The organism is Cohnella silvisoli (assembly GCF_021190915.1).
In the GTDB taxonomy this organism is placed as follows: domain Bacteria; phylum Bacillota; class Bacilli; order Paenibacillales; family Paenibacillaceae; genus Cohnella; species Cohnella silvisoli.
Window position 1 is genome coordinate 180,833 of record NZ_JAIOAP010000013.1, and the last position, 24,716, is coordinate 205,548.

A 24,716-nucleotide genomic window follows, 5' to 3' on the forward strand; every position below is an offset into this window, starting at 1 on the left:
ACCCTTCTTTTTCGGCTCACGGATAATCGAAAGGGGTGAATTGTGTTCCTATTCCGAGCACAACATATGTGGAGTGCGTAGTGTCAACACATTATATCGGATAATGGGAACTTTCAAACCATAGTCATAAGGAAAGCCACATTCAGGAGAGTTGTTGGTCATCTGCATGTAGCTTATTGATGCTGATTAGTTTATCTATTTCCCGCTCAATCCTCCGTACAAAGGGGTAGAAATATAGTGAATTCCGTTCCTTTATCGACCTCACTCTTCACCGTAATAGATCCTTGATGGGCTTCGACGAACTCCTTGGCAATCGCAAGTCCAAGCCCCATGCCTCCCGCATGCCGGGAACGTGCTTCTTCGACCCGATGAAAGCGGTTGAACACAAAGGTGAGTTGTTCTTCCGGGATACCGACTCCCGTATCCGCGATGGATATGGCGGCAAAGGCAGCCCCATTCTCGCGATGGTCGACCGCAATGCGGATTGCGACGCTTCCGCCGGGCATCGTGTACCGTATCGCATTGCTCAATACATTATAGAAAACCTGCATCATCCGATGTGGATCGAGATGTGCGACCGCACGCTTCGCATGAGATTCGATCGAGACGCCGATCTGTCGTTCATCAGCCTCCGGTTTTAAAATCTCGATCATTCTCTGAAGCAGTTCGGTTAGGTCGATGTGTTGCTTCGCAAGCGGTAATTTACCCGCCTCAGCCAGAGTAAGCTGATGGAGATCGTCAACAAGCTTGGACAAGCGCATGACCTCATCCTGCAAGGGCAGCAACGTTTCCGGCGGGACCTGTTGACCTCCTTCCTGAATATACTCCAGTCTGCTCTGAATAATAGTCAGCGGCGTTCTTAACTCGTGAGCCACATCGGCTACCAGACGTTTGCGTACCTCCTCAGCATGCAGCAATCGCTGCGTCATCTGATTGAACGCTTTTGTGAGCTTGCCGAACTCATCCTTCGTGGTGACCGGAAGTTGAAATTGAAAGTCGCTGCCCGCGACTTTCTCGACGGCCGGAATGAGGCGTTGCAATGGCCGCGTAAATATTCGAACCAACCAATAGCCAATGAGAAAGGCTACGATTCCGGAAAAAATGGCCGCGACTGTTGAACCGATTGCCATCCAGCGCAAGAGATAAGACTTCAACTGAAGCGTCTCCGACGATTCCCAACGATCGACATATAGGATACCGGCGAGCGATCCGCCCGTTATCATCTTTTTTTTGTATTTGCTCTTAAGCACGGTGTCAGCTTCGATCCGCCCTTTATGAAACAACAAACGACCGTCCGGTGAAAGAAGCGCGATCCCCCCATGATTCTGACCGATTGTATCGACGCCATCGGGAATGTTCGCAAGATCGATCCCGTCCCATGAGTTTTCATTGTTTTCGTAATAGGATTCAAACCAACTCGCTATTTTGTCTGCCGAATATTTCTCGAAACGGTTCGCCAGAAATTCCAGTGACAGTTGAATGAACGTCGAGCTGATCAAAATGATCATAACCGTCATCGCGATAAACATTTTTCCTCGTACGCTCATAGGCGGTCACCGAAACGATAGCCGAACCCGTAAACGGTTTGAATATATCGGGGGGCGCTTGGGTTGTCCTCGATTTTTTTGCGAAGATTGCTGATATGGGAATCCACGGTTCGTTCGTCGATGAAAAATTCCTCATCCACTGCGGCCTTCAGAAGCTGCAGTCGGCTGAAAACAATTCCCGGTTTCTTCGATAAAGCAAGCAGGATTTTTAATTCAACTGGAGTTAATTTGATTTCCTCCTCGTTCTTCCATACTTGGCAGGTGGGTTCGGAGATCGATAAATCCCCTCTTTGCATCTTTTGTTTGTCATCGGAATGTCCTTGCAAGCGTCTTGAGACGGAACGGATTCTAGCCGATAATTCCCGCAAGCTGAACGGTTTCGTCATATAGTCGTCCGCTCCGAGCTCGAGCCCGATGATCTTGTCAGACTCTTCTGTTTTAGCCGTCAACATGATGATACCGTAGGAGCCTGTCTTCCGCAGTTCCCGGCAAACGTCAAGCCCGCTCATCTCCGGAAGCATCCAGTCCAATACGACAAGGAGCGGATTTTCCGCCTGAGCGACTATCAATGCCTGTTTACCGGTCGTCGCGGTCACAACTCGGTAACCCTCCTGTCTTAAATACGGCGCCATGATCTCCAACATTTTGGGCTCGTCGTCGACGAGCAGCAAAGTATGTTCCATCACCATCTCTTCTTTCATTCCATCGAAATTATTCTCATTATAACGTGATTCCCTCCATTCAAGATCATTTCCATCGAAAAAGGATGCCGTCTCCACAGGTTTTGGATATTCAATTGGTACTCTTGTTGCAAGAGGTGAAGAAAAATGTTTGAAGTGTATTATGGGATAGACAACTCCATGGCCATCCTCACGTTCATTTTCTGGTGGATTGCCGCAGCCCGAACGTCCAATCTGGCCTTATTGCCGACAGAGGACAAGATGCGCCGCGTCGCGCGGATCAATATGCGGTTCGTCTATATCGGTATGGCACTCGCGCTCTTCAGAGCTGTTTGGCAGCTGCCCCTGGGACTCAAGTTCGGTTGGCCGTTCACGCTGGAGAAAATACTGCTTGCATCGCCGCTCATCCTAACTCCGGTCGTTTTTGTTATGCTGATTTCCATTCCTAGGCAGAAGCGGATCGCGAATGAACGGTCTTCAGACACAGCCCCTATCAAGCGGAGAGACGCAGCGGACCCGGCGCTCGTCGTTCCGATCCAGGCTGCCGCTTGCGGAGCGGCAGCCGGTCTATATATTCTCTTATTTCCGCAAACGCCGCCCTATATCGACATCGGTTTGTCGCTTTCCGCGTTGATGGCGGCAGCCATGCCGGTGCTTTGGTATTGGCAACGATGGCGTGCCAGGAGATTGGGCAGCATCGAATTGCCTATGTTACCTTCGATTGCCCGGAGAGCTACAAGGAAAGCCGCGGTATTCGTTATCCTCGGCATCGGCATCGGATTATTGATCCTGTTTGCTAAGGAGCAAAGCAAGCTCCCGGAACAGATGAGCATGACGGATCATTCCAATATCGATTACGGCGGCGGACCCGCTCTGTCGCACGGCGGGCAAGGTCATCACCAGCACAGCGCTGCGGGCGAGTCCGTGAAGACAGTGAGTGTCGTTGATTTAAAGGGACCCCAGGACGAAGCGCCGGACAAGAAATTCGCGCTAACGGCTGAGAAGACGACCGTTCGGCTGAGCTCAGGTAAGACGATCGAGGCTTGGACGTACAACGGGCAAATACCGGGACCGGAACTTCGCGTCACAGAAGGAGACCTTGTGGAGGTTACGTTGTTGAACAAAGACATTGAGGCCGGCGTGACAATTCATTGGCACGGGTTAGACGTGCCAAATGGAGAGGATGGCGTCGCCGGACTGACGCAGGATTCTGTCATGCCGGGCGAGAGCTATACGTACCGGTTTCGGGTGAACGAGCTCGGAACGCATTGGTATCATTCGCATCAGGCATCGTCCGTACAGGTCAAGAAAGGACTATTCGGCGCCCTAGTCATTATGCCGAAAGACAAGGCGAACGGCGTATACAACATGGCAAAATCCGGTGGAGCGGGGAGCGGGATCCAAGACATCGTGCTGATCGGCCACACGTGGGAGTTTTCGAGAGGTCATGTAGCCTCCATCGGACTAGCGGATAACTTGGAACGCCGGAAAATCGCACCCGGCACAGCGGTAAGGCTTCGGTTTGTGAATGCCAGCAGCGAGCCCGAAACGTTCGAATTAAGCGGAACACGTTTTCAGGTCGCAGCGATCGACGGAGCGGAAGTGAACGAACCAGGAGAGTTAGAGAATGTGTCGCTTCATATTGCCTCAGGAGGACGCAACGACGTCATCTTTACGATGCCGAATACGCCTGTTGCGCTCCGCAGCAAGAGCAACCGCGAAGCGGTTATCCTGATCAGTGCTGACGGCAGCGGAGAGATCCCTCCTTGGCCCAAAGGGAAGACGGTATTCAATCCGGCTTCGTATGGAAATCCGCTGCCGATGAAGATCGGTTTGGATAGCGATTTTGACAGGGAATTCAAAATAACGATTGATGTACAGAACTTCGCCTTCTACAACGGAAAGTTCGCAACGCAAGTGTTTCGAATCAACGGCAAGTTGTTTCCGGAGACGCCGATGCAAATGGTGCGCAAAGGTGATTTGATCAAGATCACCATCATTAATCGAAGTTATGAAGATCATCCGATTCATCCGCATGGGCATCATATGCAAGTGCTTAGCCGGAACGGAAAGTCGGTAACCGGCAGCCCTTGGATCGTCGATACGCTAAATGTCGGACCCGGGGAAACTTACGAGGTAGCGATACGCGCCGACAATCCGGGTATTTGGATGAATCATTGTCATAATCTCGAACATGCGGCTGTCGGAATGATCCTTCACCTTGCCTATGAAGGGGTAACGTCTCCATTTCTTGTCGGAGAGGGAAGCCGGAATTTACCGGAATAAGGAGTTCCGTTTGATGCTGAATAAGGACTGAAACTCTGGTTGATTTCTATTTCCTCTGCATTGTTGTTCCACGCTGGATTAAAGGTTAAAATGTTTTTGTCAAACATGCCCTGAAATATTCCTATCGTACAATCGTCATTTTTCATGATTAACCAGTTTTGATCAATAATTAAGGGCAAAACCTCCGAAAAGAAGGAAGTGTCAAACAATGAATTTAGAAATGGTTATGCAGGAGCTTGAAGCTCTCGGAAAGGATCGAACCAAGAAAATCTACGAATCCAATGGCGCGCGCGAACCGCTTTTTGGCGTGGCAACTGGCGAGATGAAGCCCATTTTCAGAAAAATAAAAATAAATCAACCTTTGGCTGAGCAACTTTACGCTACAGGGAACTACGACGCCATGTACTTTGCCGGCATAATTGCAGATCCCAAAGCGATGACTGAAGCGGATTTTGAGCGTTGGATCGATGCGGCTTATTTTTATATGCTGTCCGATTTTGTAGTTGCGGTAACTTTGGCAGAAACAGATATTGCGCAAGCAGTGGCCGATAAATGGATTGCAAGCGGCGAAGAACTGAGAATGTCGGCGGGCTGGAGTTGTTACTGCTGGCTTTTGGGGAACCGCCCGGACGGTGAATTTTCCGAAAGCAAAATGACCAATATGCTTGAAATTGTGAAAAATACGATTCATGATTCTCCCGAACGAACGAAATACGCGATGAATAATTTTATTTACACAGTGGGGGTATCCTATTTACCGCTCCATGGTAAGGCGGTCGAGATCGCAAAGGCAGTAGGCCCGGTAGAAGTCAAACGGGATAAGAAAAAAAGCGGTTTCCTGCTCGCTTCCGAAAATATTCAAAAGGCTGTAGATAAAGAGCAAATTGGTTTCAAACGCAAACATGTAAGGTGTTAGAAGTAATGCTTAACTATGCCATAGATAATTTATAGCGCCATTATATCTTTTAAGTGTCTCTGAGACTTTCTCCGAGGCTTTTTTATTGAAGGAAGTGAGATGTCTTGTAAACCGTATTAACTTGTAGCTTGGTAAGTTCCACGATTCTGACTCCACGATAGAGTTTCTAAGTTTCTCTTCAATAACATAAATGCCGCAGCTCTTAGCTGCGGCATTTATGTTTCTTCTCTTCGCGTATGGACGCCTAACGCGGTTATTTATCATAATGCACAACAACAGCCCTTCACCGTTGAATAAGGCGGTGAAAGGCTGTTGTTCGTCATTCATTCGTTGAATAAATGCATTAATTGATGTTTGACCTCCGTTAAAAGCGAAGGTTTGATCAAGTTTGAAGTGATTGCGGCAACAACAAGATCAGACTGGGATTTATTATAGGTTGAGTTGGACAAGACAAGAACGGGACGCTGCTTTGTTGTGGGCAAATCACTATACGGAAATGGAATCAGTACAATGTCCCCTTGCCTATACATGATTCCAAACCTCATCATCCACCGGGTTGTCCCAGAACTCCATGCTGGTCATGCTGGCTTGTTCAAGGTTTTTTAATGCTTCACGTTCTCTTTTTGCATTCAAATATCCGATGAAATCAGCAACTTCAATTGCGTCTTGTTCGGGGATATGGTCAATGATGCGTTTCAACTCTTCTCGGTTAACGCCCACATTATCACGACCTTCCGGATCTAGGTGCTTTCATTGTATCATAAATAATCCCGATTTCCCCTAGGCGCTTAGATTCAAACTATCTAAACTTAGCAATCCAAAAGAAATTTCTTGTTTTTCTTTATGGTATTGTTAGTGCAGTCCAACATGCCTAGGAGGAGTCCTTATGAATTTATCAGAAAGGTTGATCGCAGAACTGAAACGGGAAGCGGAATCGACCCGGAGAGTGCTCGAAAGAGTACCTTCAGACAAGCTTTCCTGGAAGCCGCATACAAAGTCGATGTCATTAGGTCAGCTTGCTTTGCATACCGCGGGCGTACCCGGAGGCCTAGCTGAGTTTTTGGATGAACAGTCTCGCGAAGTCCCGATAGTTCCTCTGCCTGAGGCAACATCGTTGAACGAGATCCTTTCGACGTTTGATAAATACATGCTTTTGGCTGAAAACAAGCTTCTCGCATGGGGAGAAACTGGTCTAATGGAGACATGGAAGCTCACCCGTGAAGGCATCGCGATACTTGAGGTACCCCGAATCGAAATGGTGCGTACATTAATGTTTAATCATTTGTATCATCATCGGGGGCAACTAACCGTTTATCTCCGACTGCTTGAGGTCCCGGTTCCAGCCATTTACGGTCCGAGCGCCGATGAGAGTTAGCAAGCCGTCGCACATTCTGATAAGGATTTCTATGCAGTCAAATATTTACTTCAATCAATAAAACCGCGAAGGCATGAAGCCACGCGGTTTTTTGTCTTTTTATGGCCGAATCTATCATTATTCTTTTATATGGCGGCGACTGTGCTGCGTTTCGAAAGTATGCAGTGTAATTTCAATTTGTCAAAAGGGTCGACCGCCGGAGGTCTTTTTTTCGTTTTACTGCCATTTAACCGCAGGTTGTTACGATAAAAGAAATTGTTTTGAAAGGGGTTAATAGATTTGAATTATCTTCATGTAAAGAAACTCAAAAAGATAATCTTAGGTATACTGGCAGTTTCCGTCTTAATAGCTGCAATCTTTCAGCCTAACAGAGCAGTGTTCGCTGATGTTTTTGTTGGCTTTGATGGAGGCACGGGTACAGCGGGAGATCCTTACTTAATTTCTTCCGCGGTCCAATTCAATGAAATCCGATCTTATGTAACATCATCATTTAAATTGGCGGCTGACATTGATTTAAGCGACTACGCAAATTGGGTGCCGATTGGAAACCTTACGCTTACGACTAGGTTTAAAGGCAGTTTAGATGGCGACGGTCATACGATTACGAATCTAGCCATTAATCGGCCAACTACGAATTATGTTGGATTATTCGGATACGTATATGGGGGTACGATCAAAAACCTGCGTATAGCTGGAGCGAACATTACGGGGCAAAATAATGCAGGCGTACTAGCGGGAAGGATAGAGGGTATATTTGAGGGGCAGCAATCCAAGATCAGCAATGTCGGCTCCTCAGGGGGAAGCTTGACAGGCGGGTCAAGCGTAGGCGGTTTGATCGGAGATAGTTTGCGTGGAATGATTGATAATAGCTATTCTTCAGTCCGCGTGACAGGCACGGGTTTCAGTATTGGCGGTTTAATCGGAGTCAATGGCCAAGGAACAATCAGTCATAGCTACGCCATAGGAGATGTAATCTCCCCTGCCGGCAACCAAGTAGGCGGCTTGGTCGGAGCGAATAGTTCAGTTAGTTTAAGTTCTCCTCAATCATTAATCAGCAACAGCTATGCGACTGGAGAAGTGAAAGGAAATAATTACGTAGGCGGCTTATTGGGACGTAACGATTCAAACGGACTAGCCTCTTCCAACACGGTAGTTAGCGACAGCTACGCGATCGGTAAGGTGACGGGAATAGATAAAGTAGGCGGGCTGGTTGGATACAACAATAACGGAACGATCAACAACGACTATGCGCTCGGAGAAGTGATAGGGACTACCCAAGTAGGCGGATTAGTGGGACAAAGAGCTACGGATACGATCCGTTCAAGCTACTATGATAAGGAAACCACAAAGATCAATGATGTCAGCGACTTCTCCAGATCAACCCAGTTGATGAAGACACTTTCCAATTTTTTGGATTGGGATATGAACAGCACGTGGAAAATGGACAGCGGGATCAACAACGGCTATCCGTATTTACCGGCTCCGAGCTTGTCGGCAGTTGCGGCTATTGGGCAAGAAGCTGGGACAACTAGCATGATCGCGACGGCAAGTGCGGGCAATCATCTGGTCGTTCAGGTGTCCTCAAGCACGAGGGCTATGCCTGGATTTGGCCATGCTGTTCCTACTTCGGGAGTACTGGACCCGTATGTTTCCGGTTCGGATATCGGAGGGGTGGATGCAACAACGAATAAGTATGTCAGCGTATATGAGGCGAACAGAGACAACAAGGTCGTCAAGTTTACACAGATTATGTTGCAGAGTGATGACATTCTTAATTACACAATAGATGAGCTGCAAAATCAGTCCTTGACACCCTTGATGGTCGGGTATGTATCGGGAACTCAAGCGGCAAATACAATCACAATAACGAGTACGGGTACGGGCGATTTAGCCAATCTTTCCACTGATGTGAGCGGAGATGCATTCGATATCACGCAACCGGCTATCTCCCTGTTAGACAGTACAACGCCTTCGACGACTTTTACGGTACAAACTAAGGACGGATTAGCGGTAGGAACATACACGGAAACCGTCACTATATCGGCAGATCATTTGTCCGATGCGACGTTTACGATTAGTCAAGTTGTTAGTGCTCCTGGAGCGCCGGTATTGCAACCGCCTATTGCAAGTAATGGTCAAGTGACACTCAACTGGAGCGCGGTAGGTTCCGTGACAGGGTACAGCGTATTCATGAGTACGACTTCCGGCAGTTATGGAACAGCGGAAGCTACAGTAACCAGTACAACGTTTAGTTATAACGCTACTGGATTGAGCAATGGTACGAATTACTATTTTACAGTCAGAGCCAATAATAATGGGGCTGATGGTGCTGCTTCCAATGAAGTCAGTGCAACGCCTAAGACGATTCCAGAGGCCCCGACAGCAGTAACGGCAACAACAGCCAGCGGACAGGCTACCATTGATTTCTTCGCTCCCGCGAACGATGGAGGCAGTTCAATCACAAGCTATACGGTCATAGCTTCGCCGGGAAATCAGAGGGCTACAGGAGCAACAAGTCCGATTGTAATCACAGGTTTGTCCAATGGCACTAGCTATACTTTTACAGTTATAGCCACCAACAGTGAGGGGAATAGCCCTCCTTCTGCACCGTCCAGCGCCGTGACACATCCAATTGGGGTACCCGTATTGCAAGCTCCGACTATAGGTGACGCACAATTAACGCTCAATTGGGGTGCGGTAAATGATGTGACAGGTTACCAAATATACAAGAGTACAGTTCCCGGAACCTATGGTGCAGCGGTGGATTCAGTAAGCTCCAATACACATAGTTACACGGTAACCGGATTGAGGAATGGAACAACTTACTATTTTACAATCAGAGCAATGAATGGAGTAATAGAGGGCGCCGCTTCCAATGAAGAGGGCGCGATTCCGGTAAGGTGGTCCGGACCTGGAGCGCCATTAGGCACATTCGCGGGAGGCATCGGTATTGAGGAAGATCCCTATTTAATTGCAAATGCAGCTCAACTGGATGCGGTCAGACATTATCGTACAGGTGCTTATAAGCTGATAGCGGATATTGATTTAAGCAGCTATGCTAACGCCGATGGATGGGTACCGATTGGGACGGGTGATCTCGAGCTCAGTTTTAGTGGAATGATGGATGGTAACGGTTATTCCATTACGGGTTTGAAGATGAATAGACCAACTGCTGATAATGTGGGATTATTCGGCTATGTTACAGGGAACATCACGAATCTGAAGCTAGATGATGTAGATATTATCGGTAAAGATTTTGTGGGCGGCATAGCTGGTTTCGTTAAGTATGGAACAATCAGCAATAGTAAATCTTCCGGAGCGGTTACGGGAAACAACGATGTAGGCGGTTTGGTTGGCAGAGTTTATCCCGGAACAATTAATAATAGTTACAATACTGGCAGTGTGACTGGATATTATAGAGTAGGCGGCTTGGTAGGACATAATGTTCTTGGAACGATTAGCGATAGCTACGCCACAGGTAATGTGACGGGAATAACGGCTTCCTTCTATATTGGGGGCTTGGTAGGTCAAAATGAAGGAGTACAAGGAACGATCCGCAACAGCTACGCATCTGGAAATGTTACGGCGGATAATCAAGTTGGGGGCTTGGTCGGGCTTAATATATTAGGCAGGATTGAAACCAGTTACTCCACAGGAAATGTGAATGCAAAATGGTATACTGGCGGTTTAGTGGGAGTGAATCAATACGGAACAATCAAAGATAGTTATACCAAATCGAGCGTGAATGGACAAATTGGGAAAACAGGCGGCTTTATTGGACAAAATGCCGGAGCGGATATCACGAATACCTATGCCGCAGGGAATGTGACTGGAGGATCAACTGAATTAGGTGCGTATACAGGTTCAGGTATAACTATGCTGCCCAACAGCAATTACTATGACTCAGATAAAATCGGATTAGTAGAGATCTATGGTGCCTTACCCAAGACAACAATATTAATGAAGACACTGGAAACGTATTCGGGTTGGGATTTTACTCAAGCCTGGGGACTAGATTCGACGATCAATGATGGCTATCCGTATTTGCGGTATCTGGCCCCGGAATTGCAGGCAACCGCGGTACCCGGGAATACTGCTGGGACAACGAAGGTAACTGCAGAGGCAGGCTTTGGCAACCAACTAGTCATTCAGGTATCATCTGGGAACACAACTAAGCCTAGCATTCGAAATGTCGTTCCCGAATCGGGAGTCATTAACCCGTATGTTCCGGGTTCTGACATCGGAGGGGTGGATGCGGCAACGAACAAATATGTAGCTGTATATGAGGTGGACAACGAAAATCAAGTCGTGAAGTTTGCACAGATTACCCTTACAAGCAACGAAATTCACCCCTCTTACACAATCGAACAACTGGATGATCAGATGTTGGCAGCACTGACTGTGGGCTACGCATCAGGTACTCAAGAAACGAAGACCGTAGCCGTTACACGTACGGGAACAGAGGATTTAGCCAGCTTGGCGGTAACGATTAGCGGAACTGAATTTGAGCTTACACAGCCATTGGTCACAACGCTGAACAGTGGAACGCCATCGACAAGCTTTACAGTGAAAGCGAAGGATGGATTAGCAGCTGGGACGTACACGGCAACCGTAACCGTTTCGGCAACGAATATGACAGACGCGACGTTTACCGTCACGCAAGTGGTGAACCCCGCGCCGACGTATACGATTGCAGCTATAGCGGACCAAACACCGGCAGCGCTGACAGCAGGTTATGCAGCGGGCACGCAGGAAACGAAGACACTAGCGATTACACGCACAGGAACAGGCAATTTGGTGAACCTGGCTGTAGCCGTAAGCGGAACTGAATTTGAGCTTACACAGCCATTGGTCACAACGCTGAACAGTGGAACGCCATCGACAAACTTTACAGTGAAAGCGAAGGATGGATTAGCAGCTGGGACCCATACAGCGACAGTAACCGTTTCGGCAACGAATATGACAGACGCGACGTTTACCGTCACGCAAGTGGTAAATCAAGCTCGTATACCCATCGATCCGCCAAGCACAACCATTATCCAGCCAAGCCCAACCATTATTCAGCCAACCCGCACAACTATTGACCTTGGGAACGAGAATACCGGTGCAACACTGCACGTAAAAGCGGAAGTTGAAACATCAGTAAATGGAGCAACCTCTACGAATGTTGCGGTTGATCCTGAGCAGTTTGTTCAAATGCTGGATTCAATAAAAAGTAAAAAAGCGACTGCCCAAACCGTCACCGTTGCTGTCGAGGGAAAGGTCGATCAAGTCCATGTGGCGATACCGATCGTTGCAATATGGAATGAATCTGGTGCGAAAACGAACGGGACTCTTATTATTGAAACAGATTTAGCCAATTATCATATTCCATTAAGCTTGTTACGGGAAAAATCCGCCAATCATTCGGAGGGAAATATCCTGATCACTATCAACAAATCGAGTGGACAGCTCCATGACAGTATATATAAGGCTGCGGAAAGACAGGATTTGTTACTTTTGAACAACCCAATCGAATTCAAGATCGCGATTGGAAATCAAGAAATGATAGAGTTCGGTGATGTTTATGTAGAACGGACGGTAAGCTTAGGATCTAAAGTCGACCCATCAAAGGCAACTGCTGTGTGGTATGATCCGGCTACAGAGACCTTCCATTTCGTACCCTCAATCTTCAAGGAAATCGATGGAGTGACGAACGTCGTCATGAAATCGCCGCATAACAGCATCTATACGTTAGTTCAGTCGGATGAGACATTCTTGGATCTAAATGGACATTGGGCGAAGGACGACATAGAGAAACTGGCATCCAAGCTTATTGTTAGAGGGAAATCGGGAACGGAATTCGCACCTGAAGTGATGATTACGCGTGCAGAATTTGTTGCTTTGTTGGTCCGATCGCTTGGGATTACCGTTAATGCTGAGGAGAGTTCTTTCAAAGACGTTCAAAAAAATGCTTGGTTCGCCGATGAAGTCGAGGCGGCCGTTAAAGCTGAATTGATTAGAGGGTTTACGGATGGCACCTTCCGCCCAGAAGATTTGATCACACGAGAGCAGATGGCGAATATAATGGCGGCAGCATTGAAGTTTGTGGACAATCAGCCTGAGAAAAGTGAATATATTGATAATCTGTTAGAAAGAAGATTTTCAGATGCCGATAAGATTCATACATGGGCGAGGGATGCAGCGGCGATCTCGGTCAAAGCCGGAATTATTAGCGGTCGCACAGAAACGACATTCGCACCTGCGGCAACCGCAACTCGTGCCGAAGCGGTCGCCATGTTAGGAAGAATGCTGCGCTATATCCAATTTATTAACTAACTTGAGCGCTGCGACTCTTCTCAAAGTGGATTTCTTGTGATTCGTTATCCGTGAGTGGTCATTGATGTTATCGCCCTAATGGCTCAAAAAAACACCGCAACCACATTGGTTACGGTGTTTTTTTGAGCCATTAGGGGATTGAACCCTTACAAGGGGTTTGTCCCGCGCGCAGGGAAGAGAGCACGGCGTCGGAATCCACCGCTGCAATCTGCTTCGTCGAGTTCGCTTCGTAAGATTCGTGGGGCCTCGCAACAATTAGGTTCTCGTTTTAACGGCTAGCCCACTAAAAGAAATCGGACCAACTACATCAGCTCTAGTATTTGCGGTGCGGTTTTCAGCGGTTACTGTGTAAATATGAGTACCTGATCTTACATTTCTATCGATTGCCTGGAATGTAACAGCATAGTTTTGTTCGGACCCAACGGATTCAATGCCTTGTTGTGTATTGAAAATCTCTACTCCGTCGCGGAAGATTCTAAAGAGGATTTGAGCAATGCCTGTAACCCCTTGGACACCAATAGTGGCTACTAATTCAACCCGATTAGGTTGAGCATTCAAAACGGGTATTCTTATTCGAATTGTTGCTAGTAGAGACCTCCCCGGCGAACGTTTGATAATAAAAGACTTTGCTGGGTTGAAATTTCGTCGTGGCTCAACGGCAGCTTTATCAAGAATACGTACCATAACAATCATCTCCTCTTGTTTGATATTTTCAAAATATGTTGGATACAAGAAGAATGATTGGATGATTATAATAAATCCACAAAAACAAACTATCTAAACTTAGCAATCCAAAAGAAATTTCTTGTTTTTCTTTATGGTATTGTTAGACAGTCCAACATGTTGAGGAGGAGTCCTTATGAATTTATCAGACAGGTTGATCGCAGAGCTAAAACGGGAAGCGGAATCGACCCGGAGAGTGCTCGAGAGGGTACCTTCAGACAAGCTTTCCTGGAAGCCGCATATAAAGTCGATGTCATTAGGTCAGCTTGCTTTGCATACCGCGGGCGTACCTGGAGGCCTAGCTGAGTTTTTGGATGAACGGTCTTGCGAAGTCCCGATAGTTCCTTTGCCTGAGGCAACATCGTTGAACGAGATCCTTTTGGCGTTTGATAAATACATGCTTTTGGCTGAAAACAAGCTTCTCGCATGGGGAGAAACCGGTCTAATGGAGACATGGAAGCTCACCCGTGAAGGCATCGCGATACTTGAGGTGCCCCGAATCGAAATGGTGCGCACATTAATGTTCAATCATTTGTACCATCATCGGGGGCAACTAATCGTTTATCTCCGACTGCTTGAGATCCCGGTTCCAGCCATCTACGGCCCGAGCGCCGATGAGAGTTAGCAAGATGAAACTTATTTAAGCCCAGGCGGAGACAACGCTTGGGCTATTTTTTATGAATCTTAAATCGCATTGATGGTTGTATGTTTGGAATTTGCGAGGCAATTAAATTAAAGGATAAGGTTTATATTTAACTTTAATATAGCGATTTAAATAAGTAATTTACCTTAATAGATGCATGTTAAATGGCGGTTTTATTTTGTAAACTTAGTTCTACTAAGCGAATCAGGAGATGTTTTCAAATGAAAAAGCACATCATTTCTGCCACGCATAGTGCCGCCGCCAGCACTGCGTCTACTGACCGCCTCCCATGGGCGGGATTACTAGCTCTAGCCATGGCTGGATTTATCTGTCTTTTCACCGAGACGATTCCCGCCGGCTTATTGCCCCAGATAAGCGAAGGGCTTGGAATCTCGGAGGGCCTCGCTGGCCAACTCGTCACGTTGTATGCTCTTGGATCTCTCTTAGCCGCGATTCCTTTGACCACCGCAACACGCGGTTGGCAAATCAGATAGCAGCAGAGCGGTTGAAGAAGTTTATATCATTACACCGGCTCCAGGTAAGGATAATAGCCACCTGTTTACAGATAATTATCGGCAGCAATATCGGATGGGGGCGTACAATATAAAACCTGGACAAATGAATGTGGATTTGATGAAGAAACTAGAACAAACTCTGAATTTATAAAAGGTAATTGACACCCCGTTATAACGCTGGAACGGGTAAAAACGAGCACTTGGTTTATTACAAGGATGATTGCCCTAACGAACGACCGTGGCATTAAGCCGACATGTTCCCTCATACGGAGCATGTGGAGTGCGTGACGAACATTGTGTTGAAATAAAAATTAGCTGGCTCTAAATAGTCGCCCATTCGCGACCTTTTAGAGCCAGCTTTTTTATTGAAAATTACGTTAAAACGATTGGCGTGTGCGCTAGATTGGATTATAAGTGTTATTGATCAACCGCCGAACTTAGCCAATCCACCATCAGCAGCAATTGCTTGAAGTAAATGATAATACTCTGGGCACGGGGATACTCTTAAAAGTGAGTTCTGATCGGACATGGGAAATTTCGGTGGTCAGCATTTATATCAAAAGGATATTACTTCCATAGCAATCATCCCTAATGATTATACGATTTTCATTTTATCTTTTTATATGATTATATCATTTTAAACTTTTTGTTTGTATTTTTAACTAGAAACCGTAGGTTGCAAATTTCACCGACTAAATCAGGAGGTGAACTTAATTTTATTAGAAAAAGGTGTGATGGCAATGGGAACAGATCGAATAAATCCTTTGATTGCAGAGAGGACAAAAAACACAGAGTGGTTTTTAGATGCACGCTTCGGTATGTTTATACACTGGGGGTTATATGCAATTCCTGCAAGAGGGGAATGGGTTAGAAATAATGAAAGAATCAGTAATGAAGACTATCAAATATACTTTGACGAATTTGAACCGGTAAATTATGATCCCGGGGTTTGGGCAATAGCAGCAAAAGAAGCGGGTATGAAATATGCCGTACTGACCGCAAAACATCATGACGGATTCTGCCTTTTCGATAGTAAATTCACTAATTATAAATCTACTAATACAAAAGCAGGAAAGGATCTTGTACAAGCTTTTGTAGAAGCATTCAGGGCAGAAGGAATCAAGGTCGGCCTTTATTATTCCTTACTTGATTGGCATCATGAAGACTACCCGGCATACTCAGACAGTATACATCCGATGAGGGGCAATTCTGAATATAAAAACAAGCAGCATAACTTTGAAGGGTATTTGGATTATATGCATGAGCAAATACGTGAGCTTTGCATGAACTATGGAACAATTGACATCATGTGGTTTGACTTTTCCTATGATGAGATGAGAGGAGAGAAATGGAGGGCAACAGAGCTGATAAATATGGTTCGTTCATTACAGCCCGGTATTATAATCAATAACAGACTTGAGGCAAGTGGAGAATTTGCGGGTACGATTAAAACCAGAAATCCAAGTGTAAGTGCCGGGGATTTTGCTTCACCCGAGCAGGTTATTCCTTCAAAGGGACTCATGGATGAGGATGGAAATTCGATTCCCTGGGAAGCTAATTTTACTTTGAATAATAACTGGGGTTATTGTTCAGCAGACAAATCATACAAGACTTCTAAGCAGATTATTCGCAAACTTGTTGAATGTGTTAGTAAGAACGGAAATATGCTGCTTAATGTAGGCCCGAATGCAAAAGGTGAAATACCGGTTGAATCTTTAAGCATTCTTAAAGAAATCGGGATTTGGATGAAGCATAATTCAAAAAGTATTTATCATTGTGAAAAATCACAATTTTCAAAACCGGAGTGGGGTTATTATACTCAGAATGGGAAATTTCTATATGCTCATATATTTGATCCAAGTATAGGTCCTTTAGCACTTTTGGGATTAATCAATAAAATAAAAAAAGCCAGGTTGATTTCTGATGGATCTGAAATCAAAATGATCAAGCCGTGGAATACAAACGACTATCCGGACGACGCATTTATCAATTTCGGGCCAAAGGGTATGGAAGAACAGTTTACTTTTTCTTTACCTGACGATATTGATACGGTTGTAGAGCTGGAGTTAGTTTAAATGAAGATATTTGATTTGGAAGGATGACAGAGTCAATGGCTAACAAAATAAGAATGATTGCAATGGATTTTGATTTGACACTTGTAAATTATACTAACGAAAAGGGATTTGTACCGGTAGAAACCCAGCAACTTTTAAAAGAGGTGATCCTGCAGGGGATTGAGGTTGGAATTGTATCCGGACGCAGATGGGAAGATATGAAAGGAATACTACAAGAGGCGGGGGTGGCCTGGGGCGATCCATTTCCTTCTTTTATTATAACACGTGAAACATTTTTGTATTGGATAGATGACGGCAAGATGATTCCTGATGAAGAGTGGAATAGAACGCGTGCTGCTGAAATGAATCATCTTACACGTACAATTTTCGGAAACAGGTCGAGATTGTTTGACGATATGGAATCAAAGGGATTAAATGCGGAAAACTGGATTCTTTGGAGTGATTATGGGCTTGAGATAATATTTGAATCTATAAAGGAAGCTGAGAAAGCAAGAGTATATATGTCTGAATACATGCGAGGGACACCAATGACTACAGTGAACCGCAATAGCAAAGCAATCCTTGTTACGCTGGAAACAGCCGGTAAAGGGAATTCGTTAATGCGGGCAGCAGAATCAAAAGGTTATTTACCACAACAGGTTCTGGCAATGGGTGATAGCTTAAATGATTTAACCATGCTGGACGGTCTTAATGGTTTTCATTCAGGGGCTGTATCCAATGCTGATGAAGCCGTGAAATTAGCTGTGAAAAAGGCTGATGGTGTCATTGCTGCAAAGGCTTCGGGCGAAGGTATCTATGAAATCATTCTAGAATATCGTCAAAAAGGATTACTTGATTAATTCCAGAGGTTCTTCATGAAAGAACAAACGTTCACTCATCTGACCACCCCATGGCCGTGCGAACTGAACTTTTACGCATGGTCTTTTTGTCGTGGAATTGATAGAACCAGGCGGGCTTAAAGATTTTCATGTAGAAGAAAAAATTCCTTAGTCATGACAATACCCTTCGTTCTAGTTTACAAATATACTTTATGATTTAAGGAGGCAAATTTATATCTTGTTGAACAGTAAAAGGGGGAGCACGATGTTGCTTCAAAATATATTGCAGATATTTCAAAAGCGAACAAGACTTTTGAAACTGCTGATTGCTTCTTCTCTCCTTGCTATCATTCCAGTGGTGCTATTCGGATCAGTATCTTATTTCGTGGTAAATTACAGTCTGCAGAATGAAATTTCGAATATTAGCAGTCAAACAATGGTTCTATTTCAGGAAAGAGTTGATGAAAAACTTCGAGCACTGGATAAAGTTGTATTGCAGCAGACATTTAACCCGATCATAGATGATGTTCTTTTTTCCGATAACCCTCTTAATGATTTTACAGAATTTAACAAAGTATGGAATATGCTCTATTCTATTAAATTGATAAGAGACGATATCGATACCATATATCTTTATCCTTCCAATAACAAATGGCTTATTTCTCTAGGAGATTCTGGAGTCGGACTGAGCGAAAATGCACAATTACTGGATCCGGAAATAAAGAATAGCATAAACAGTAATAGTAATAAGCCGTACTTTTGGATGGATCGAAAAGCTGCAAACGGAGCAAATATCATTACTTTAGTACGACGGATGCCTATTTTATCTTCTTACCCTCTTGGTTACCTCATTGTGGATATAAATGAAAATGAACTTTTCAATGTTTTTAACAACACTCAATTCGAGCAAAGCGGAGAAATGCTTGCTTTAACCCCGAGTGGGAATATATTATCCAGTAATAAAAACCATGTCTTTAATGGAGGACAATCAACTGCTGCCTTTGTACAACAATTTCTTAATGAGAAGGTCAAGAATAATATTGTTTTTGACAAGGTCAATAAGTCAAGAATGATGATCAGCTTCATAAAGTCCCCTTATAGCAATTGGCAATATATGTTCATTGTTCCATTGAAGGCGTTGGACGACCGGTATCAATTAATCAAAGAAATCACATTAGGACTATGTGGTTTAATGATTGTTGTTATTATTATTGCGTCTTTGATGATGACAAAAAGTTTTTACAGAGTTATTCAGAATATAATAGACATTATTAAGAGGAAAAACTCGTCCATATTTCAAACTCAGAACAAGATTGACGAATTCGATTCCATTGGCCGATATCTAGAGACTGTCCATTCCAAAAGTGATTCTATGGAAGAAGAAATCCATCAGATGAAATCACTGCTAAGAGTTAATTTTCTTCAACGATTATTAATTGAAAACTATGACCGAGATGAAATCGAGGAAAAATTCAAATATTATGGAATAACAAAGGAATCAAACTATTTTACAGTTATATGTATCGAGTTGGATATAAAAAGCGAAAATGAAAATAAAGAAAACATGTTAATTTTTTCAGTTATGAACGTTGTGAAGGAAATTACTAATCATTATGGGGCCGGTTCCATCATTATGATACATCCAAACTGTTGTGCCATGATATTTAACCATAAACCATCGGAAGATAATTTACAGAATACCGTCTTTCATATGGCTGAGGAAATCCGCAGTGTGATTGAACGGTTGACAGAAATCACTGTAACGATAGGTGTTGGCCGGTGTTATGAAGGTGTAGACAAGATACATTGTTCTTATAACGAAGCAGCGGAAGCTCTTCAGTATCAAATACTGAAAGGAAACGGAACAGTTATATTTATCGGGCAAATAAATCCCGTCGTACATGACTATGTGTATCCCATTAGGCAGGAACAGACCTTAATTAAAAACTTGAAAATGTGCAATATCACAAAGGTATATGAACTTTTGGATGAGTTTGCACTTTTGTTAAAAACAGAAAAAAACAGTAATTATGAATATGTTCAACAATCATTTTATCAACTGATAGCCTCATCGTTGAAAGTACTTTATGAATTCGGTATGGAACATAGCTTATCATTGTTCTCCTATAATATTTACCAACACCTTTCCGGTATTCGAACTATTGAACAAATTGTATTATGGTCGAAAACGGAATTTTACCCTGTTATTATAGAAAATATAACGAAGAGTAGAGGATTACAGAATCATGATACAGTACAAAAAGCATTAAATTACATCCATCTACATTATAATGAGGACTTATCTCAATCCATTGTATCTGAATTAGTATCCATTCCCTCTTCCCAGTTCAGCAAATTTTTTAAGGAGGAGGTTGGAATGACATTTACCGATTATATTATTATGTATCGAATGGAGAGAGCAAAGGAAATTTTATTAAAAACGGATCAGAAAATCGGAGATATTGCAACTTATTTAAGATATAACAACTCGCAGAATTTCATACGGGTATTCAAACAATTTACTGGGTCAACTCCGAAGGAATACAAGGAACAGCATGGTGTATTGAAAAAGCTCCCGAAACATTCCACCGGACGCGATGAAAAAAGCAAAAGCAAACGCGCTTAAACTAAAGGTTCCCGGACAGAATTGGAATCGATTAAAGAGATCCCCTTGTCTTGTGCAAAGGGATCTTTTTTGTTAGGGTGAACGACACTTTAATCTACATAATCTTATCCTGAGCTTATGTGATCACATGAATTGATTATATACTTTCGTTGTTCTGGGTTATAACATTTGGGCTGAGGAGCCATAAATATGAATTTTCCAAACGACAAAACAATTTCATTATCTGGATAAGGGGGGGGAGTTGCAGTATGCGAACAAGTTTAGTGAAATCATCAGATCCCTATAATGGTTATTTAAAATCCAAACTTAAAATAAACTATCAATTACATTTTTTGCTCCTGCCTTCTGTTGTGCTTATACTCATGTTCAGCTATGCTCCAATACTTGGTTTGATTATGGCCTTTCAGGATTTTAAAGTAAGCAAGGGTTTTCTTGGGTCACCTTTTGTAGGTTTGAAGTATTTTGATATTTTATTTTCGACACCCGATTTTTATCAAATTATTCGAAATACATTTTTCTTTGCATCGACAGAAATTATATTCCTGCTGCTGTTCTCATTTATTTTTGCGCTTCTATTAAATGAAGTTAGAGCAACATTTTTTAAAAGATTTGTTCAAACATTTGTATACTTGCCTCATTTTTTATCGTGGGTCATCTTAAGCGGAATCTTTATTGAGATACTGAATGTAGACGGAGGACTGGTGAATCAGTTTCTGGTGAATCTATTCGGAATGAAACCAATCTTTTTTCTTGGAGATGGGAATTGGTTTCGTTTTACAATCGTTACTACTGATGTTTGGAAGGAATTTGGGTATTCAGCTATCGTAATATTGGCTGCAATATCATCTATAGATCCTTCATTATATGAAGCTGCTGAAATGGATGGCGCAAACCGATGGCAACAGACATTGTTTGTTACGATACCCTCATTAATTCCAATCATGATTGTAGTTGCAACTTTAAAATTGGGAAGTGTTTTAGATGCCAATTTTGATCAGATATTTCCTCTATATAATGGGTTAGTTATGGAGAAAGCTGATATTATCGATACGTATGCTTACCGAATGGGTTTGCTAAATTTAAACTTTAGCTTTACTGCAGCTGTAGGGATGTTTAAATCAGTTGTAAGCTTCGTAATGATCGTTATCGGATATAGACTAGCATACAAATTGGCTAACTATCGCATTTTTTAGGGGGAATGGACATGAAATACAGTTCCAAATCCTACACGCTATTTACGATTGCAAATTACATATTTTTGGCTTTATTGTCTGCAACCTGCATTGCCCCACTGCTTCATTTGTTAGCCTTGTCTTTAAGTTCGAAAGCACCGGCAAACGCAAATTTAGTTGGATTTTGGCCCGTAGGTTTTACTACAGCGGCGTATTATGAAACATTTGGAAATCAGAATTTCATAAGGGCGTCCATCATTAGTTTGCTTCGATCTGTCGTAGGACCTGTTTTCAGCATGATAGTTACAACGATGGGAGCTTATTCTTTGTCAAAGGAACATGCACAGTTTAAGAGCCGAAACGTTTATATGTGGTTCTTTGTATTTGCCATGCTCTTTAACGGAGGGTTAATTCCTACGTATATGGTTGTAAGAAGCATTGGTTTGATGAATTCATTTTGGGTTTTAATCTTACCGATAGCTGTCAGTGTGTTTAATATGATTTTACTTTTGAACTTTTTCAGAGCGTCAGTACCTAAATCGGTAGAAGAAGCAGCATTTATCGATGGGGCAAACCACATAAGAACATTATTCTTCATTTATCTTCCATTAGCAGTTCCTGCTCTTGCTACCATTACCTTGTTTAATATTATCATTCATTGGAATTCATACTTTGATGGTTTGATCTATATGACTGACTCCAAAAATCATCCACTAGCTACTTTTTTATTAACTATTGTAGTTTCGGAAAATGCCAATCCTCTAGGTATGGTGAATAATATTAAAAATATCTCCGAGAGTACCCTTAAAGCATCGCAGATTTTCCTAAGCTTAATTCCTATATTGTTGGTATATCCTTTTTTACAGCGTTATTTTATTAAGGGAATTATTATGGGATCAGTTAAAGAATAGCAAATCTTGTTATGTTATATCTTCATCACTTAACTCAATCTATTTAGTTATTAGTAAAATTGTTCCGGACGATTTTATTACTAACTTTGTAAGATTGATGGTTACTATGTGGGTACAATATAACGTTTATAATAAATAGAGTCATTATTATCAAATAATATTAATAATTCAAATTGGTTTATATTAAAACTACCAGGAGGGTAACAAGTGAAAAATTTCAAATATTATACGGTAATAGTGTTAATTTTATCATTTATGGGGATTGTATTTGTTGGCTGCGGTGTTACAACTAAAGAGTCCGCCCCAACAAGCACACCGATTACAAATGCTTCTTCGCCAGAAACAACAAATCCAGAAAGCACAGCACCCATTACGATTACTTCTGCCAAGTGGCGTGATGCGGGAGTCGTTTTTAGAGATGGCGATACTTGGGAAAATAATATCTGGTCTAGAATGATTAATGAAAAGTTGGGAGTTACTGTGGAAGATGCCTGGTCCACACCCGATTGGGCTTCTTTTGAGCAGAAGCTTCTCCTCAACATAGCGGCTGGAGAGCCATTCCCTGATGTAGTCTTTGATTATTATAATCAAGGAAATCCAACTTTAGATAAGCTCGTAGAAAACTCCGAGATATTGATGCCGATCCAGGAGGCCTTTGATAAATATGCTTCTCCAACTGTCAAAAAAGCTTACAGCTTGGCTCCTAAATCAATATGGAGCAAGTTTACAAAAGACGGAAAAGTGTATGGTCTACCTATTTTAAGTGATGGAATCGGTAATGCTACTACGCTTATTGTACGCCAAGATTGGTTGGATGCAGTTGGGCTTCCTGCTCCCAAAACAATTGATGATCTGGACAAAGTATTGGATGCTTTTACTAATAATGACCCTGATAAGGATGGCAAAAAAGATACTTATGGGATTAATTTTGGATGGAAAGATGACTTTTCAACTTATTTGGGTGATACAAGCTGGCTTTTCGGAGCTTATGGCGCAATTCCGCAAATATGGACGAAAGGTCCAGACGGAAAGTTAGCTTATGGTTCGATACAACCAGAAGTCAAGGATGCGCTCGTCAAGCTACGTGATTGGTACAGTAAGGGATACATTGATCCACAGGCAGCTTTATTAAATGTATATGAGGCAGCAAAGGCAAAGGGATTCATGGCCGAAAAAGGCGGAATTGTGGCTGTTCCTCAGTGGGGATATAACCAAATTAAAGACTTGTTTACAAACAATCCTCAAGCTAAGGTTAATGTCTTACCTATACCTGCTGGATCAACAGGAAAAGTGGCACGGCTAGGAGATTCAGGATATCAGGGTGCCTTCTTCTTTTCCAAGGATTTTCAGAATATGGAAGCATTTTTCGAAGTATTTAACCTAATGTACGAAAAAGAAAACCCTGACAACGATGAATTCAAATTCGGATGGATCAAAGATGCGGATTATGCGCTCGACACGGATGGTAATCCTCTCTACGGCGATGATATGAAAAAGGTAGTCCCAGAAGGTTATTATAAAATGGGCAATTTTATGCTCGGTTTTGAATCTGTTCCAACTGTACCGTTAAAATATTTTAATTATGCGAAGGAACTTGTTGGAGGAGCAACCCCATCAACACCGGATGAACTGAATTGGAGCAAAACCAATAATCCATTGGCCTGGAATATTATGAGCACGATTTATGATCAGAAGGATATCAGTGTGAAGGATGAATACGATGGACCTGTTACAAAAACTCAGTCGACACAATGGGATCAGCTTAAGAAAAAAGAACATGAAGTTTTTCTGAAAATCATATATGGGCAGTTACCGATTGAGGCTTATGACCAGTTTGTAACAGATTGGAAGGCACAAGGCGGCGATGATATCACAAATGAAGTAAACGAGTGGTATGCAACAGTTAAATAATTAATGATAACTTATTGGAAATACATGTAAGGCAATGAAATGATCCACAGGGAAGCGGGTGAAGAGAATACCCTTCACCCGCTTTTATCCATTTAATACGAAATAGAATTAAGATTTCATATGAATGATAGGTGCAGAATGATAACAAATCATATAAAACTGGGTGTTATCGGATACGGACATCGTTTACAAGGAACTTA

At 43.1% G+C, this 24,716-nt stretch carries 16 protein-coding genes and 1 pseudogene; 12 read left to right on the forward strand and 5 right to left on the reverse strand.

Annotation, left to right across the window (positions count from 1 at the left end):
* Positions 1-206 precede the first annotated feature (206 nt).
* Both K7P76_RS22800 and K7P76_RS22805 read right to left on the reverse strand, forming a co-directional pair.
* The gene (locus K7P76_RS22800; RefSeq protein ID WP_232187623.1) at positions 207-1,547 is read right to left on the reverse strand and encodes a sensor histidine kinase; all 1,341 of its coding nucleotides are present in this window, start codon (positions 1,545-1,547) and stop codon (positions 207-209) included.
* A complete protein-coding gene (locus K7P76_RS22805) occupies positions 1,544-2,230 on the reverse strand; it encodes a response regulator transcription factor (RefSeq protein WP_232187624.1) in 687 nt (228 codons plus the stop codon). Before K7P76_RS22805 ends, K7P76_RS22800 begins: the two co-directional genes overlap by 4 nt.
* 144 nt (positions 2,231-2,374) lie before the next feature.
* Here K7P76_RS22805 and K7P76_RS22810 point away from each other — a divergent pair, with 144 nt between their 5' ends.
* Both K7P76_RS22810 and K7P76_RS22820 read left to right on the forward strand, forming a co-directional pair.
* Positions 2,375-4,513, forward strand: coding sequence for a multicopper oxidase family protein (locus tag K7P76_RS22810; RefSeq protein ID WP_232187625.1), 2,139 nt, complete (start codon positions 2,375-2,377; stop codon positions 4,511-4,513).
* A gap of 208 nt (positions 4,514-4,721) precedes the next feature.
* Positions 4,722-5,429, forward strand: coding sequence for a DNA alkylation repair protein (locus K7P76_RS22820; RefSeq protein ID WP_232187626.1), 708 nt, complete (start codon positions 4,722-4,724; stop codon positions 5,427-5,429).
* A 323-nt stretch (positions 5,430-5,752) separates the two neighbouring features.
* Here K7P76_RS22820 and K7P76_RS22825 read toward each other — a convergent pair whose 3' ends face one another.
* Positions 5,753-5,977, reverse strand: a complete 225-nt coding sequence (locus tag K7P76_RS22825) for a type II toxin-antitoxin system PemK/MazF family toxin (RefSeq protein WP_309244788.1) — start codon at positions 5,975-5,977, stop codon at positions 5,753-5,755.
* Entirely contained in the window at positions 5,952-6,149 is a 198-nt protein-coding gene (locus K7P76_RS22830) for a DUF2281 domain-containing protein (RefSeq protein ID WP_232187628.1), read from the reverse strand. Before K7P76_RS22830 ends, K7P76_RS22825 begins: the two co-directional genes overlap by 26 nt.
* Before the next feature lie 166 nt (positions 6,150-6,315).
* Between K7P76_RS22830 and K7P76_RS22835 the strand changes: the two genes are divergently transcribed.
* Together K7P76_RS22835 and K7P76_RS22840 are read left to right on the forward strand one after the other, a co-directional pair.
* Positions 6,316-6,804 carry a DinB family protein gene (locus K7P76_RS22835; RefSeq protein ID WP_232187629.1) on the forward strand — a complete coding sequence of 163 codons (489 nt, stop codon included), beginning with the start codon at positions 6,316-6,318 and terminating at the stop codon, positions 6,802-6,804.
* 279 nt (positions 6,805-7,083) lie between these two features.
* Positions 7,084-13,122 (forward strand): S-layer homology domain-containing protein, encoded by a 6,039-nt coding sequence (locus K7P76_RS22840; protein WP_232187630.1) that lies wholly within the window; start codon positions 7,084-7,086, stop codon positions 13,120-13,122.
* A gap of 255 nt (positions 13,123-13,377) precedes the next feature.
* Here the strand turns inward: K7P76_RS22840 and K7P76_RS22845 are convergent, their stop codons facing one another.
* Complete coding sequence (locus tag K7P76_RS22845; RefSeq protein ID WP_232187631.1) at positions 13,378-13,806, reverse strand: exosporium protein C; 429 nt, start codon at positions 13,804-13,806, stop codon at positions 13,378-13,380.
* 175 nt (positions 13,807-13,981) lie between these two features.
* Between K7P76_RS22845 and K7P76_RS22850 the strand changes: the two genes are divergently transcribed.
* The 8 genes and pseudogenes from K7P76_RS22850 (at position 13,982) to K7P76_RS22885 (ending at position 24,516) form a co-directional block, all read left to right on the forward strand.
* Positions 13,982-14,470, forward strand: coding sequence for a DinB family protein (locus tag K7P76_RS22850; protein WP_232187632.1), 489 nt, complete (start codon positions 13,982-13,984; stop codon positions 14,468-14,470).
* Positions 14,471-14,709: 239 nt separating this feature from the next.
* Positions 14,710-14,979 (forward strand): annotated as a pseudogene (locus K7P76_RS22855) (MFS transporter); the annotation flags it as partial.
* Between the two features lie 758 nt (positions 14,980-15,737).
* Complete coding sequence (locus K7P76_RS22860; RefSeq protein ID WP_373692465.1) at positions 15,738-17,078, forward strand: alpha-L-fucosidase; 1,341 nt, start codon at positions 15,738-15,740, stop codon at positions 17,076-17,078.
* Positions 17,079-17,113: 35 nt separating this feature from the next.
* Entirely contained in the window at positions 17,114-17,917 is an 804-nt protein-coding gene (locus tag K7P76_RS22865) for an HAD family hydrolase (RefSeq protein WP_232187634.1), read from the forward strand.
* 244 nt (positions 17,918-18,161) lie between these two features.
* Positions 18,162-20,522, forward strand: coding sequence for a helix-turn-helix domain-containing protein (locus K7P76_RS22870; protein ID WP_232187635.1), 2,361 nt, complete (start codon positions 18,162-18,164; stop codon positions 20,520-20,522).
* 248 nt (positions 20,523-20,770) lie between these two features.
* Entirely contained in the window at positions 20,771-21,715 is a 945-nt protein-coding gene (locus K7P76_RS22875) for an ABC transporter permease (protein WP_232187636.1), read from the forward strand.
* Positions 21,716-21,726: 11 nt separating this feature from the next.
* Positions 21,727-22,605 (forward strand): carbohydrate ABC transporter permease, encoded by an 879-nt coding sequence (locus K7P76_RS22880; RefSeq protein WP_232187637.1) that lies wholly within the window; start codon positions 21,727-21,729, stop codon positions 22,603-22,605.
* 207 nt (positions 22,606-22,812) lie between these two features.
* Positions 22,813-24,516, forward strand: coding sequence for a type 2 periplasmic-binding domain-containing protein (locus K7P76_RS22885; protein ID WP_232187638.1), 1,704 nt, complete (start codon positions 22,813-22,815; stop codon positions 24,514-24,516).
* The last annotated feature ends 200 nt before the right edge of the window (positions 24,517-24,716 follow it).